11 protein-coding genes are annotated in these 13,775 nt (G+C 71.3%); 3 read left to right on the top strand and 8 right to left on the bottom strand.

Annotation, left to right across the window (positions count from 1 at the left end):
• A partial coding sequence (locus tag NGF19_RS00005; protein WP_252421712.1) for an ABC transporter ATP-binding protein occupies positions 1-807 on the bottom strand: 807 nt, incomplete at its 3' end.
• Between the two features lie 4 nt (positions 808-811).
• Entirely contained in the window at positions 812-1,726 is a 915-nt protein-coding gene (locus NGF19_RS00010) for an ABC transporter permease (protein WP_252421221.1), read from the bottom strand.
• Between the two features lie 180 nt (positions 1,727-1,906).
• Here NGF19_RS00010 and NGF19_RS00015 point away from each other — a divergent pair, with 180 nt between their 5' ends.
• A complete protein-coding gene (locus tag NGF19_RS00015) occupies positions 1,907-2,530 on the top strand; it encodes a TetR/AcrR family transcriptional regulator (protein ID WP_252421222.1) in 624 nt (207 codons plus the stop codon).
• Between the two features lie 35 nt (positions 2,531-2,565).
• Here the strand turns inward: NGF19_RS00015 and NGF19_RS00020 are convergent, their stop codons facing one another.
• Together NGF19_RS00020 and NGF19_RS00025 are read right to left on the bottom strand one after the other, a co-directional pair.
• On the bottom strand, positions 2,566-2,766 hold the full coding sequence (locus tag NGF19_RS00020) for a DUF397 domain-containing protein (RefSeq protein ID WP_252421223.1): 201 nt from the start codon (positions 2,764-2,766) through the stop codon (positions 2,566-2,568).
• The gene (locus tag NGF19_RS00025; RefSeq protein ID WP_252421224.1) at positions 2,763-3,590 is read right to left on the bottom strand and encodes a helix-turn-helix domain-containing protein; all 828 of its coding nucleotides are present in this window, start codon (positions 3,588-3,590) and stop codon (positions 2,763-2,765) included. The genes NGF19_RS00020 and NGF19_RS00025 overlap by 4 nt, the downstream gene beginning before the upstream one ends.
• A gap of 134 nt (positions 3,591-3,724) precedes the next feature.
• Here NGF19_RS00025 and NGF19_RS00030 point away from each other — a divergent pair, with 134 nt between their 5' ends.
• Entirely contained in the window at positions 3,725-4,012 is a 288-nt protein-coding gene (locus NGF19_RS00030) for a hypothetical protein (RefSeq protein ID WP_252421225.1), read from the top strand.
• 19 nt (positions 4,013-4,031) lie between these two features.
• Here the strand turns inward: NGF19_RS00030 and NGF19_RS00035 are convergent, their stop codons facing one another.
• Positions 4,032-5,153, bottom strand: a complete 1,122-nt coding sequence (locus NGF19_RS00035; RefSeq protein WP_252421713.1) for a glycosyltransferase family 87 protein — start codon at positions 5,151-5,153, stop codon at positions 4,032-4,034.
• A gap of 236 nt (positions 5,154-5,389) precedes the next feature.
• Here NGF19_RS00035 and NGF19_RS00040 point away from each other — a divergent pair, with 236 nt between their 5' ends.
• Positions 5,390-6,985 (top strand): glycosyltransferase family 39 protein, encoded by a 1,596-nt coding sequence (locus tag NGF19_RS00040; RefSeq protein WP_252421227.1) that lies wholly within the window; start codon positions 5,390-5,392, stop codon positions 6,983-6,985.
• Here the strand turns inward: NGF19_RS00040 and NGF19_RS00045 are convergent.
• From NGF19_RS00045 to NGF19_RS00055, 3 genes are read right to left on the bottom strand one after another with little or no spacing between them, the layout of a single operon-like run.
• A complete protein-coding gene (locus NGF19_RS00045; RefSeq protein WP_252421229.1) occupies positions 6,883-9,084 on the bottom strand; it encodes a bifunctional glycosyltransferase/CDP-glycerol:glycerophosphate glycerophosphotransferase in 2,202 nt (733 codons plus the stop codon). The genes NGF19_RS00040 and NGF19_RS00045 overlap by 103 nt on opposite strands.
• Positions 9,085-9,089: 5 nt before the next feature.
• On the bottom strand, positions 9,090-11,282 hold the full coding sequence (locus NGF19_RS00050) for a bifunctional glycosyltransferase/CDP-glycerol:glycerophosphate glycerophosphotransferase (RefSeq protein ID WP_252421231.1): 2,193 nt from the start codon (positions 11,280-11,282) through the stop codon (positions 9,090-9,092).
• Between the two features lie 59 nt (positions 11,283-11,341).
• A complete protein-coding gene (locus NGF19_RS00055; protein ID WP_252421233.1) occupies positions 11,342-13,615 on the bottom strand; it encodes a bifunctional glycosyltransferase/CDP-glycerol:glycerophosphate glycerophosphotransferase in 2,274 nt (757 codons plus the stop codon).
• Positions 13,616-13,775: the final 160 nt, after the last annotated feature.

Here is a 13,775-nt window from a genome sequence, read left to right on the forward strand (position 1 = left end):
CTTGTCGTTCCCGCCGGTGAAGGCCTCGTACTCCGCGAGGACGTCGGCGGTCGGCCCGTCCATGCGCAGCTCGCCGCGCTCCAGCCACAGCACGCGGTCACACGTGTCGCGGATGGACTTGTTGTTGTGGCTGACGAGGAACACCGTGCCTGCGTGGCGGCGCAGTTCGCGGATACGAGCCTCGGAGCGCCGCTGGAAGGAGCGGTCGCCGGTGGCGAGGGCCTCGTCGATGAGCAGGACGTCGTGGTCCTTGGCGGCGGCGATCGAGAAGCGCAGCCGGGCGGCCATACCCGAGGAGTACGTCCGCATGGGGAGCGTGATGAAGTCGCCCTTCTCGTTGATGCCGGAGAAGTCGACGATGTCCTGGTAGCGCTCCTTGACCTGTTCCCGGGACATCCCCATGGCGAGGCCGCCGAGATGGACGTTGCGCTCGCCCGTCAGATCGTTCATCAGGGCCGCGTTCACCCCGAGCAGGGAGGGCTGGCCACCGGTGTAGATCCTGCCGCGCTCGACGGGCAGCAGCCCGGCGACCGCCTTGAGCAGCGTCGACTTGCCCGATCCGTTCGTCCCGATCAGGCCGATGGCCTCGCCCTTGTACGCGGTGAACGAGACGCTCTTGACCGCGTGCACCCGACGCACCCCCGCCGCCTTCTCCGTCTGCTTGCGGCGCAGGATGCGGCCCAGCGCGGCGGTGGCCGAACCGCGGCCCGCGCCCGTGCCGTTGACGCGGTAGACGATGTCGACGCTCTCGCAGACGACGGTGGGGACGCGCTCGTCCGGCGCGCCGTTGGTCGGGTGGTCGCTCATGAGATCAGCCACGGCCGTACGTCTCCTCAGCCTTCCAGAAGTAGATGAAGCCGCCGACGCCGGCGAGCAGGGCCCAGCCCAGCGCGAACGCCCAGACGTGATGCGGGAGTTGATGGGCGTGGAAGCTGTCGATCAGCGCGAAGCGCATCAGGTCGATGTACACGGCGGCCGGGTTGGACTCCAGCAACACCGTGACCACGCGCGGCAGATCGCGGCCGGAGAGCGTCTTGTCAAGGCTCCACATGACTCCCGAGGCATACATCCAGGTGCGCAGGATGAAGGGCATCAACTGCGCGATGTCCGGGGTCTTCGCGCCCATCCGGGCCACGATCATCGAGACGCCCGCGTTGAAGGTGAACTGGAGGGCCAGTACCGGAATCGCGAGCAGCCAGGAGAGGCGGATCGGCACCCCGAAGCCGAGCAGGATCACGAACAGGGCGGCCATCGAGAACAGCAACTGCTGGAGCTGCTGGATGGCGAAGGAGATGGGCAGCGCGGCGCGCGGGAAGTGCAGGGCGCGCACCAGCCCCAGGTTGCCGGAGATCGCGCGGGTGCCCGCCATGATCGAACTCTGCGTGAACGTCCAGATGAACACGCCCGTGACCAGGAACGGTACGAAGTCGGGCACGCCGTGCTTGGTGCCGAGCAGCACGCCGAAGATGAAGTAGTAGACCGCCGCGTTCAGCAGCGGCGTCATGACCTGCCAGAGCTGGCCGAGCTTCGCCTGGCTGTACTGGGCGGTGAGCTTGGCCGTGGCGAAGGCCGTGATGAAGTGGCGGCGCGCCCACAACTGGCGGACGTACGCAGGCAGGGAGGGGCGTGCGCCGCTGACCGAGAGGCCGTACCGGGCGGCGAGCTGCGCCGGGGTCTCGGTTGCCGCGCTGGCCGTGGGGGGCGGTGTGTCGAGTACCTGGCTCACATCCGCTGCTTTCGCTCGGGGTTGGGTACGCGGCGGACCCGGTCCGCGGTCTCTTGCCGGGATCTTGCCCTGCCCTTACGTCTCTTACGTCGGAACGGGACCGTATCGTCGCAACGGGAGCGTAAGCCGTCCCGACGTCGCAACGCAACCGTTTCGTCGTGACGCCCTATGCTGGTCCGCATGACGACGAACGCGGACACCCCCCAGGTGCGACGACGCCGCACACCCGCGGGCGCGGCCGTGCTCCGCGAGGACGTGACGGAGGCCATCCGCGCGGCCGTCTTCGAGGAACTGGCGGCCGTCGGCTACGCCCGCATGTCCATAGAGGGCATCGCGCGCCGGGCGGGCGTCGGCAAGACGGCGGTGTACCGCCGGTGGCGCTCCAAGCTGCACCTGGTCCTCGACCTGGTCTCGGCGGTCGCGGTACAGGGCCTGCCGGCTCCCGACACCGGCTCGCTGGAGGGTGACCTGCGCCTGCTGTACGAGGTGACGTCCCGCGCGCTGCGGCATCCGGTGGCGGGCCAGATCATCCCGGACCTCCAGGCGGAGGCGGCCCGCAACCCCGATATCGCCGAGGCCATGCAGAAGGCGCTGCGCGAGGGCCAGCAGAGCGTGGCGAACGGCATCGTGGCGTCGGCGATCGCGCGCGGCGAGATCCGCGAGGCCATCGACAAGGACCTGGCCCTGGACCTGATCTCGGGCCCGCTGTACTGGCGGGCGGTGGTGGTCCGCAGCCCGAAGCTCCCGAAGGGCTATCTGGAGGGGCTGGCGCGGTCCACGGCGGGGGCGCTCAGGGCGCTGTGAGGGGGCGCGTCCGCCGTCGGCTCGGCGGCTTGTGGCTATGCGTCCTTGAGTCGCTCCACGAACGCCGTCCAGGAAGCGGCGGAGAAGACGAGCGGGCGCGTGTGCGGGGTCTTGCTGTCGCGGACGGGGACGAGGCCGGGGTGGCCGTCGGAGACCTCGACGCAGTTGTTGTCGCCCCCGTCGCTGTAGCTGGACTTGCGCCAGGCAGCGGTGCTGAGGTCGGGGGTGTGGTTCATGACCTGTGGTCCTCCAGTACGCCTCTGATGAAGGTGAGTGATTCCGACGGCGGCAGCGCCATGTCTCGAAGCTGATCGTAGGTCAAACGGTGACGCAGGACGTCCTCCGGATCGTCCATCAACACCCCGCTGCTGTCACCTTCGGTGTAGGCAACGGCACTTCCGTCCCGCTGCCACAGCAAGGTCAGTGACCCCTTGCCCATGAGGCCATGGAGGCCTGCGGCGAAGGGAAGGATCTGCACGATGACGTTGGGCCACAGGGCGACGGCCTCGATCCGCAGCAGTTGATCGTCCCAGGTCTTCGTACTGGTCGAGGTACGTCGGAACGCGTACTCGTCGATGATGAAACGGACATGCGGAGTGGGGTTCCCGCGCAACAGCAGTTGGCGCCCCATGCGTGCGGCCACCTGCTCTTCAACTGCCTCGTCGCCAGCGCCCGTTGTCTGCGGCTGAGACAACGCCTCGCGGGCGAACTCCTCAGTCTGCAACAGTCCCGGTACACCAGGTGAGTACTTGTGCATGACCTGGGCCTTCGACTCCAGTCGCATGAACTCCTTGTACTTGTCCTTGAATCCGTCGTACCGCGCGACCTTCCATAGCTGGACGAGCAAGTCGCCCGTCCCGTAGTAGCGGTCGAGGTCCTCCATGACCGCCATCCGCGACAGCCGCTTCCCCGACTCCAGACGGCAGAGGTAGCTCTTGTCGTAGGAGGTGTCCTCGGCCAACTGCCCCAGTGATTTCCCGGCCTTCTCGCGTAGATACCGGAGTGTCCGCCCCAGTGCCGCGAGGCCCGACTCCCTCTCCATGTCAACTGCTTCCCCCACGTCACCCCTCCTCATTGCCGGGCGTTCCGGACCACGCCGCTCCTCTTTCGCAGCGTACGCGCGAACCGTGACGATCGAGCCACGAACCGTAATCGGACCCCTGTCAGGGGTACCCCTCCGGAAGGAAACACCCTGTGCTCGACAACGCGCGCCTCCTGCCCTGGACCACGCCGGAGGGCAAGCCCTGCTACCTCAGTACGGATCGCGACGACAGCATGCTGTCCCGGCTCGCGGACGACGTGGAAGAGGCCCAAATGAACTCCGCGGAGCAGGTGTTGATCGGCTCCCGCGCGGTCCTGGCCGACGCCAAGGCCGGTGAGTACGCGCTGCGCTTCGCGCTCACCAGGGCGGTGGAGTCGCTGGTCGACACGGTGCGCATCGCGACCAGCAGGGGCACGCGCATCCCCGTACGCGAGCACTGACCGTGCGGGCGCCGGGCCCTCACCGCAGCCCGGCACGCCACAGCCGCACCACCGACAGAACCGCCGCCGACGCCAGAAGTCCATTGCGTACCAGCATGAGCACGCAGCCCGGCCAGGTGCAGTGAACGACCTGGCCGTAGAACGCGGGGTACACCACCGCGCTCACCGCGCTCGCTGTCAGGACCAGGGGGGCCACCGCGCGTTGCGTGGTGTGCTGTGAGGTCAGGCATACGGCGGTCAGGCCGATCAGCCACACCATGTACTGGGGGCTGATCACCCGGCTCGTCACCGTGAACAGCAGCACGGCCGCGAGCGCCGCGTCGTACGGGGTCGCCGGGGTCCAGTGCCGGGCCCGTAGGCGCCAGAGCAGCAGGAGGGCGAAGGCCGCGCCGGTCAGCGCCAGCGAGCACGTGGCGACGGTCTGCACGTGCGGGCCCACGAACTCCTCGGCCCCGTACTGGTAGCGCGCGTGCCCCGGCCAGCCCGCATGGCGCGCGAACATCAGCACGGTGCCGCCCAGTGACTCGATCTGCACGCCCCGGCCGCCCTGTTGGCGCAGGAAGTCGAACGGGTCACGGAACAGGGCGGCGAACAGGGCCAGCAGTGCGGCGGCGGCGAGCACGGCCGCCGTCCACGCCTCACGGGTGGTGCGCCCGCGCGGGGCGCCGATGAGGGTCAGCGCGGGCCAGACCTTCACCAGGGCACCCAGCGCCGCGAACACGCCGTACGCGCGCGGCGAGCGCGGCCACACCAGCAGGGCGAGCACGGCGAAGGCGGTGACCTCGACGTCGTAGCGCGCGAGCGGGAGGTGCAGCAGCAGCGGCAGGCCCGCCGTCCACAGCGCCGCCCCGCGCAGCGAACGCCCCGGTCGTGTGCCCGCGCGGGCGAGGGCGAGCGTGATCACGGCGTCCGTGAGCAGCGTGAGGACGACGAAGGCCTGCAGATACGTCAGTGACGGCAGCAGCCCCGGCGCGAGCAGCACCGCGCCCGCGCCCGGCGGGTACTGCCACAGGTGGTCGCCCGCCGGGAACGCGCCGTGGGCGAGGCCGTCGTACCAGTGGGCGTACAGCGACGACACCTCGTGGGTGACCCGGCCCCGGCCCAGCAGCGCGTACGTGTCGTGGGTGAGCAGCCACAGCATCAGCGCGCGGGTGGCGAGCCAGCCGATGGCGAGGAGAGGCAACCGAGGGGGCGTGCGAAGCCTCTTCGAAAGCGGCGAAAGCAACGAAACCGGCGAAAGCGATGGGAGTGGCGTGGCAGTCTTCGAGGCACTCATCAACCCCGGATCGTAGGCCGGACGGACGGCCGATGTCCGGTGATATCTCGTCAAATACCAGTTCGAGTCGGGCAATGCAGCTTTGCATGTTGAATGAGGGTATGAATCGGGAATCGGAGAAGCGCGCGGAGCGCATCGCCGTCCTCGTGCCCGCGGTCCTCATGTTCACGCTCGGGCTGTGGGGGCTGGACCGCGGCGGCATGTGGCGCGACGAGGCGGTCACGTTCCAGGTCGCGCGCCGTTCGACGACTCAGATCTGGCATCTGCTCGGCAGCGTGGACGCGGTGCACGGGCTGTACTACCTGCTGATGCATCTGGTCCTGGCCGCCCACGCCGACGAAATGGTGCTGCGCCTTCCCTCGGTCTGCGGCGCGGCGGCGGCGGCGGGCCTGGTCGCCGCGCTGGGCACCCGGCTCGCCCGCCCGCGCGTGGGCCTGTGGGCGGGGCTGCTGTACGCGATCACGCCGATGGTCGGGCACTACGCGCAGGAGGGCCGCTCCTACGCGCTGGTCGCGGCCGGGGTCGCCGGGGCGACACTGCTGCTCGTACGGGCGGTCCGGGGCGGGAGCTGGTGGCCCTACGGCGTGGTCCTCGCCCTCACCTGCGTGCTGCACGAGTTCGCGGTGCTGGTCCTGCCGGCCCACGCCTGCACGCTGGCGCTCGCGCGGGTGCCCGGCCGGGTGCGGCGGGGATGGCTGTGCGCCGCCGTCGGCGCTGTCGTGGTGCTGCTGCCGCTCATGCTGGTCTCGCAGGGACAGGCGGCCCAGGTGGCGTGGCTGACGACACCGGACGGCCGGAGTGTGGAAGACCTGTTGCGGCAGTTCACCGGGCCCGATCAGTTGGTGGTGGGGCCGTATGTGGCGCTGATGGTGCTGGGACTGCGCGCGCCGGGGCCACGGCGCGAGGTGTCCCTGACGGCGGTGGCGCTGCCGCTGCTGGTGGTTCCGCCCGCGCTGCTGATGGGCGTGTCGCAGCTCCAGCCGCTCTACGACGACCGGTACGTGCTGTACGCGCTGGCGGGGGCGCCGCTGCTGGCCGCGGCCGGAGCCGAGCGACTGGCCCGCGCCCTCGGCCGTCTGCGGGCACCGGTCACGCGCGCCCCGCGCGCCGTCCCGCGTCGCGCCGGCGCCCTGCTCGGGGTGCTCGCCGTCGGGGGTGTCCTCGTCGTGCAGTTGCCCCTGCTCCAGGCCGACCGCAGCGCCGCCAACCGGCCCGACGACCTCGCCGCCGACGCCGCCGCCGTGGCGCGCAGGGTGCGGTCCGGGGACCCCGTGCTCTTCCTGCCCTCCCTGGAACGGCGGGCGGCACTTGCCTATCCGGCGGACTTCCGGGGCACCCGGGACGTGGCGCTCCAGGTACCGGCCGCCGCCGACGGAAGCCTGTACGGCCGGGAGGTCCGAGCCGATGAACTGCGGCGGCGGCTCGGCCGGTTGAGGTCGGTCTGGGTGGTCTGCGAGCCGTCCGCGCTCCAGCCCTCCTGGACCCCGTGGAACCGCACCGAGCGCGCCAAACTCGCGGTGCTGAACGAGGAGTTCGTCCCCCGGAGGGAGTACGTGAGCCGCGGCATCACCCTTCGACTCTATGTACGCCGCGCTCAGCGTGTGCCGGTCAGCACATCGCGGCCACCCGGTGCCGGTACCGAGGCCGGTTCCACACCGTCCGACTCGCCGAGCATCAGTGTGCGCACCACCCGCTGAGCCGCCCGCCCGTCGTCGAACTCGCAGAACACCGCCCGGAATCCGGCCCGCAGCCGCGCCGCCTCCTGGTCCCGCCAGCTCCCGGACGTGAACAGCCACGCCAGTTCCCGGTACGAGCGCGAGACATGGCCCGGCGCCGACGCGGTGATGTCGAGGTAGGCGCCCCGGCTCGCCGCGAACGCGCCCCAGTCGTCGGCGTGCACGACGATCGGCCGGTCCAGGTTGGCGTAGTCGAACATGAGGGCCGAGTAGTCCGTGACCAGGGCGTCCGAGGCGAGCATCACCTCCTCCACCCGCGGCTCGTCGGTGGCGTCGACCACGATGCCCCGCCGGTGCAGCTCCGCCAGACCCATCCCGCGGGCCGGGCCGTCCGCGAGCGAAGGGTGCAGCCGTACGACGAGGGTGTGGCCCTCGCCGAGGTCCGCGGCGAACCGGGCCACGTCGAAGCGGTCCACATGGCCGCCCCGGACGTAGTCGCGGCGGGTCGGCGCGTACAGCACGACCGTGTGGTCCTCGGGGATGCCGTGCCGCGCCCGGAAGACCGCCCCGTCGCCCGGCTTCGCGTTCACCAGGACGTCGTTGCGGGGGCTGCCCGTGCGGGCCGAGGCGAAGTGGCAGGGGTAGGCGCGGTTCCAGACCAGCTCGGAGTGGCGGTTGGCGACCAGGCTGTGGTCCCAGCGGTCGGCGCGGCGCAGCATCTGCGGCACGTCGAACCCCTGCCGGGCGCCCGGCTTGCCCAGCAGATCGGCGCCCATGTACTTCAGCGGGGTGCCCTGATGGGTGTGGATATGGACGCTGCCCGGCCGTTTGGCCACGTGCCAGGGCCAGTTGACGTTGTTGACGAAGTAGGTGGCCCGTGCGGTGATCTCGCGGAAGGCCAGGGAGTCGGGGGTGACGTACTCGATGTCCGAGGGCAGCTCGGCCGCCTGGTCCTCGCGGACCACCCACACACCCCGGATGTGCGGGGCGAGATCGCGTGCCGCGCGGTGCACGGCGGCCGGATCGCCGAGCACGCCCCGGTGCGAGAACGCCGAGTAGACCGCCAGGTTCGGGTCCAGGGACCGGTGTTCATGCGCCCAGGACCAGCCCCGCTTGAGCCGCCCGCCCGCCGCCGTGCGGGCCTGCCGGGCGCGCTTGCCGAGCGCACCGCCGACGGTGGCGGCCCGCTGCCGGGTCCGGTAGCGGACGTAACCGCCTTCCAGGACCCGCAGTTCGGCGGGCACCGGCTCGCGTGTGCGGTGCTTGCGGAACAGGTCGGCCGTGCGCCGGAAGAACTCCTCCTTGTCACGGGCGGGCAGTCGGTCCGGCTTGGCGAGGATGTCCAGACAGTGCTCGCCCATCTTGCGCTGCAAGTACGGGCGCCAGTCGGCCAGTTCGGGATGCGCGTCGACATACGCGAAGACCCGCTCGTACTGGTCGTGGACGTCGAAGTGCTTACGGCTGGTGGTGGACAGGATGTTGCCCTGGCGGCGCTGCCGGTAGTTCACACAGATCCGGTCGAGCGTCGCGATCCGCCGGGCGCTCAGCAGGGTGGGGAACGTCCAGGGCGTGTCCTCGTAGTAGCCGGGCGGGAAGCGGAAGCCGTGCGCGGTGACGTAGTCGCGGCGGTAGACCTTGTTCCACACCACCATCAGCAGTTCGAGGATCTCCGGGTACTCGGCCGCGGTGAAGGTCCCCGCACGCACCAGCACCTCGGCCAGGACGTTGCGCCGGGTGCCGCCCCACCAGTAGGTGCGGGCGTAGTCGAAGACGAGCACCTCGGGGTCGTCGGCCTCGTCCAGCCGGTCCGCGATCGCGCGCAGCGCGCCCGGGGTGAGCGTGTCGTCGCTGTCGAGGAAGAACAGGAAGTCCCCGGTGGCGTACGGCATTCCGGCGTTGCGGGCCCGGCCGAGACCGACGTTCTCGGGCAGGTGCAGCACCCGCACCCGCTCGTCGCGCTCCGCGTACGCGTCGAGGATCGCGCCACAGCCGTCGGGCGAGCAGTCGTCGACCGCGATCACCTCGAAGTCGGCGTACGACTGCCCGAGCACCGAGTCGAGGCACTCGGCCAGGAAGCCCTGCACCTTGAAGACGGGGACGATGATGCTGAAGCGGGGCACTGCGGTCAGCTCCTCACGAAGGCGTGGGCCGGGGCCGGGATGCGCTCGGCGAGCGGGATCACGGGCGGGATCGACTCGGGCGGCTCACCGAGCAGCACCCGGCGTACGACGCGTTCGGCGGCGCGCCCGTCGTCGAAGGAGCAGAAGCGCTCCCGGAAGGCGGCGCGCAGCGCGGCGGCGGAGTCGTCCGCCCAGCCGCCGTCACGGAACACGGACGCCAACTCCTCGGGTGTACACGCCACTTGACCGGGCGGGGCGGTCATCAGATCGAAGTAGACGCCGCGGGTCTCCCGGTAGACCTCCCAGTCGTCGGCGTACACGACGATCGGCCGGTCCAGATTGGCGTAGTCGAACATGATCGACGAGTAGTCGGTGATCAGCGCGTCGGCGGCCAGGCAGATCTCCTCGGCGCGGCGATGCCCGGTGACGTCGATGATCCGGCCGCTGCCGCGCGCGGTGCCCTGGTCGTAGAAGTAGTGGGCGCGCAGCAGGACGACGTAGTCGTCGCCGATCGCCTCGCAGAACGCCTCCAGATCCAGGCGCGCGTCGAAGCCGGTGCTGTAGTCGCGGTGCGTGGGCGCGTACAGGAGGGCCTTCTTGTCGTCGGGGACGCCCAGGTCGTGGCGGATGCGGGTGACGTCCTCGGCGGTCGCCGTGTAGAAGACGTCATTGCGCGGATACCCGTACTCGAGGGTCTCGTAAGCGCCCGGGAAGGCCCGCTCCCACATATGGGTGGAGTGCCGGTTGGAGGAGAGGTTGAAGTCCCAACGGTCCACGCGGGTCAGCAACTTGGTGAAGCTGCCGGACATGGACGCGACCACCGGATACGTCGACTGGTCGACGCCCATCTTCTTCAGCGGCGTGCCGTGCTGGGTCTGCAGATGCACACTGCCGGGCCGTTTGACCACGGCGTCCGCGAAGTTGGCGTTGTTGACCAGGTACTTGGCGCGGGCGAGCAGGTCCCAGGCGGCATGGCTGCCGAGCACCGCGTACTCGACGTCCTTCGGCACGCTGTCCACCGCGTCCCGCTCGACCAGGAACACCGAGCGGATGTGCGGGGCGAGTTCACGCGCCTTGGCGTGGATCGCGGCCGGGTTGCAGGTGTAGCCGCGGCCCCAGTACGCGCAGTACACGGCGAGGTTCTCGTCCAGCGGGCGGCGCAGTCGCAGCGCGTACCGGGCGCGGGTGCGCACCATGCGCGGCACCGGGGCGCGCTTCACGGCCTTCGCCGTGCCCTGGTTGAGGGAGCGCAGCGCGTGGAACGCGGTGTAGGCGCCGGACGCGAGCAGCCGGTGCTGCACCCCGACGCTGCCCGCGGGCGGCCGGTACCCGGCCGGGCGGTGGCGGCGGTAGAGGAGGCCCGCCCGGCGGAAGAAGGCCCGGCGCAGCCGCACCGGCAGCCGCTCGGGGCGGGTCGCGGTGCGCAGGACGACGGAGAAGAGCTGCTCGAAGAGCGGCCCGAACCGGTGGGCGGGCAGGGCGAGTTCGGCGGCTCGTGTGAGGACCAGCTCCACCTGGTCGAGCAGATCGAGCTGGTGCTCACCGGGGCTGTGCAGCTCGCTGCCCTGCCGACGCAGCAGATGCCGTACGCAGACCGAGCGCAGCAGCGCCACGCTCTCCGCGGCGAGGGTGACCAGACCGCCCCAGCCGATGTCGGTGAAGTGGCCTGAGGAGAAGGTCAGTCGGTGCTCGGTGACGAACGCGCGGCGGTACACGGCGCTCCACACCGGGACCGACACACCGGTCACGTCCGGGGCGAGGCCCGGCGCGAAGGCCCCGTCGGGCGCTCGGCCCAGCGGGGGCGTGGTCGTCTCGGCGTCCCACCAGTGGACCCGCTCGTGGTCGACGTAGAGGACGTCCACCTCGCCGATCGCCGCCAGGCGCGCGTCGATCGCGGCCAGGGCGCCGGGCGCGAGGGTGTCGTCGCCGTCGAGGAACAGCAGATACGTGCCCCGCGCCGCCCCCATCCCGGTGGTGCGGGCCACGCCCGTGCCGCCGGAGGGCGGCGAGGTGAGCGGGACGACCCGGCTGTGCCGCTCGGCGTACGCGGCGGCGACCGTGCCCGCCGGGGAGTCCGGCGCGTCACAGACCAGGATCAGCTCGAAGTCGCCGCAGGACTGGGCGAGAACCGAGTCCAGCGCCTGGGACAGACGGTCGGCGACACCGAAGGCGGGGACGATGATGCTGAAGCGCGGCATTCCGGTCTTTCGGGAAGGAGAGGCGGGCAGGACGGACGGGACGGAGCGGCGGGCGAGGATCAGAGGCGTTCGACGAGCGGCACGGGGCCGCCCGCCCGCGGAACGGCCGGGAACGGGGCGTCCGTTCGGCCCGCGAGGTCGGACGGGGCGGGGCGGCGGTCGGCCAGGGGCACGAGCGCGGGCTGCCAGGCGTTCGGCCCGTGCAGGACCCGGCGCACGATCCGCTCGGCGGCGCGCCCGTCGTCATGCGGGCAGAAGCGCTCGCGGAACCGGGACCGCAGATGCGCCGACCGCGAGCCGCACCAGTGCCCCGTCTCGAAGATGTCGATCAGCTCGTCCTCGTCCCGCGCGATCGCGCCCGGCGGGGTCTCCCGCAGGTCGAGGCAGGTGCCGCGGGTCGCCTCGTACACCTCCTCGTCGTCGGCGTACACCACGATCGGCCGGTCGAGGTGGGCGTAGTCGAACATCAGGGCGGAGTAGTCGGTGATCAGGACGTCGGCGGCCAGGCAGAGCTGCTCGACGCTCGGGTGGTCGCTGACGTCGATCAGCCGCTCCCCGTCCGTCATCCGCTCCCCGTCCGTCCGGATCAGCGGCTCGCCGTACGAGGGGTGGGCGCGGGTCAGCAGGACGAAGTGCGGGCCGAGCCGGTCGAGGAACCGCTCCAGGTCGAGGGCCCGGCGCTGGCCGTGGCAGTAGTCGCGGTACGTCGGCGCGTACAGGATCGCGACGGCGCCGTCCGGGACGCCGAGCGACCGCCGCTGCCGGGCCACGTCCGCCGAGGTCGCCGTGAGCAGGACGTCGTCGCGGGGGAGCCCGTACTCCAGCGTCGTGTACCCGGCGGGGAAGGCGCGCTCCCAGACGAGGGTGGAGTGGCGGTTCGCGGACAGGACGTAGTCCCAGGTGTCGGCCGCGCGCAGCATCCGCTCGAAGTCCGTGCCGCGTGAGACGGCCGGGCGGTCCCTGAGGTCCAGGCCCAGGCGCTTGAGCGGGGTGCCCCGCCCGGTCTGGATCACGATCTGGCCGGGACGCTTGACCATTCGCTCGTCGAAGTCGGCGTTGTGGACGAGGTACGTGGAACGGGCGAGCGCCGTCCAGTACGCCGCCGAGCCGGGCCGCAGAGCGCGGGTGGCGGCCGGGAGCGTGGCGTGGTGCTCGGGGCGCGCGATCCACGCGGTGCGGATCTGCGGGGCCAGGGCGCGGAACGCGGCCTCCAGCGCGGCCGGGTCGCTGCCGTACGCGCCCCCCGCGTCCCGCGTGAACACGGCCCGGTCCGCGCGCAGCGGCAGGCGGAGCTGGACGCGGTAGTGCAGTCGGAGCGCCGCCGCGGCCAGCGCGTGCCTCGCCGCCCTGACCCGGCGGCCCGCCCCCCGCGCGCAGCGGGACGCCAGGGACAGCAGGCGGTAGGCGCGGTGGGCGCCGAGACGGACCAGCAGATGGCGCGGGCGCGTACGGGCACCGGGCACCCGGTGGCGGCGGTAGTGCGCGCGGGCTTGGCGCAGGAACTCGGCGTGGCTGCCGCGGGGCAGTCGGCCGCGCCGGACGAAGACCGTGGCCAGATGGTCGACCATGCGCTCGAACAACACCCGCCGCCAGGGGGCGAGTTCGGGGTGCGCGTCGAGATACGCGAAGACCCGGTCGTACTGGTCGAAGACGTCGAAGTGCTTGCGGCTGGTCGAGCCGAGGATGCTGCCCTGGCGGCGCTGACGGTAGTGGACGCAGACCCGGTCCAGGGTGGCGACGGTGTCGGCGCTCAGCAGCACCGGGAACGTCCAGGGCGTGTCCTCGTAGTAGCCGGGCGGGAAGGTGAAGCCTCGGCGCTCGACGAAGTCACGGCGGTAGGCCTTGTTCCACACCACCATCAGCAGCGACAGGAGCGCGGGGCGGTCGTCCAGCCGGAAGGGTGCGGGACCGTCCTCGGCGAGCAGGCCCGCGAGTTGGTTGCGGGCCGTCCTGCCCGTCCAGTAGGTGCGGGCGTAGTCGAAGACCAGGACGTCGGGGTCGGCGGTGGCCGCGAGACGGTCGGCGATGCCCTGGAGCGCGCCCGGGGTCAGGGTGTCGTCGCCGTCGAGGAAGAGGAGGTAGTCCCCGCTCGCCAGTTCGAGGCCCGCGTTGCGGGCGCGGCCGAGCCCCACGTTCTCCGGCAGATGCAGCGGGCGGACGCGGGGGTCGCGGGCGGCCAGCTCGTCGATGATCGCGCCGCAGGCGTCGGGGGAGTGGTCGTCGACCGCGATCACCTCGAGGTCCGCGTACGACTGCTCCAGCACGGATGTGAGGCATTCCCCGAGGTACGCCTGGACCTTGTACGCGGGAACGATGACACTGAACCTGGGCAAGGGGCATCCATGGGATCGGCACGGGCCATACTGCCCCGAAAACGGCCGATGGAGTGGTTTGGTTACGCCGGGCGCGGCATGTAGGGGAGCCCCGCCGTAAACCCCCAGGTGGGCGACGAGGGGTGGGCCGCGCCGCGACCCACCCCTGAACTGCCGTGCG

Source organism: Streptomyces macrolidinus, from assembly GCF_023887685.1.
Taxonomy (GTDB): Bacteria; Actinomycetota; Actinomycetes; order Streptomycetales; family Streptomycetaceae; genus Streptomyces; species Streptomyces macrolidinus.